Origin of the sequence: Dietzia sp. UCD-THP (genome assembly GCF_000349585.1) — a bacterium.
Taxonomy (GTDB): Bacteria; Actinomycetota; Actinomycetes; order Mycobacteriales; family Mycobacteriaceae; genus Dietzia; species Dietzia natronolimnaea_A.
Genome location: NZ_AOSR01000021.1, coordinates 1 through 862, shown reverse-complemented (window position 1 = coordinate 862; position 862 = coordinate 1). Strand labels below are relative to the sequence as shown.

Sequence of the window (862 nt, the reverse complement as noted above, 5' to 3'; positions counted from 1 at the left end):
CCTCAGTCTGGCGGATAGGGGCCGGCCGAGGACAGCACCGTCGAGGCTGATTAACCCCTTTTCGACGGCGGCGTGCGCCAACTCCCAGGGCATCGGCGCGTCGAGCACCGCCGACACTGTCTGCAGATACAGGTTTGACCCCCACAGGTCGTCCCCGTGTCGTTGCCCGAGCCACATGCCGGCCAGGGCGGCATCGACCATCGCCCGCAGAGACTCAGGTGTGGCCTCTGAAAAAAGGTGCCGAAGCGACAGCGCCCGGAGGTAGGCGGTCACTGGACGGTACGCGCAGTCAGCATCGCCGCGGAAGCTGATCGTGCCACCTCCAGCTGTGACTACGTGCTGCAGAGAGCACTCGCACAACAGGGACGACATACTGAGCCCCTCGACATCCTGGCGGACCCAGGCGACGCGATGCCAGCCATCACCTGGCGGGACGTGCAACGCAAGACGTGAACCGGGCTCATCGCGCAGGGTGCTGGTCAGCTTTTCAGTGGGGACACCGCTGAAATCGGGCGGCCACTCCGGCTCTCGCGGGACCGGCTGCTCGGCATGAAACGGCAACTTCTCCGCCTTCACCTCGCGGAGTGAGGGATAGCGGAGCGCGGTGAGTATCCGCGCCCACACCAGCGGCGTCACCGTCGACCCTGGGTCGCTGTCGGCGATCGCATGGAGGAAGGCGGCATCGGCCGCCGGCCAGGTGTCGAACTCTTCGGTGGGTGCGTCGATGAACACCGCCGATGCGGACTCCAGGCCCGCCGCGTGCAATGCGGCAAGCTCGTCCCACGGTCTGAAATGGCCCAACTCCTGCCGCGGGAGGTCAACGGTGACAGTGGTCGCCGCACCTAGGGCGTGTCTCCCATAG

At 66.5% G+C, this 862-nt stretch carries 1 protein-coding gene; it reads right to left on the bottom strand.

All coding sequences use genetic code 11. The annotated features are described in order from the left end of the window. Positions 1-732, bottom strand: a 732-nt coding sequence (locus tag H483_RS23785; protein ID WP_152427851.1) for a hypothetical protein, incomplete at its 3' end; no start/stop codon positions are given. Positions 733-862 lie beyond the last annotated feature (130 nt).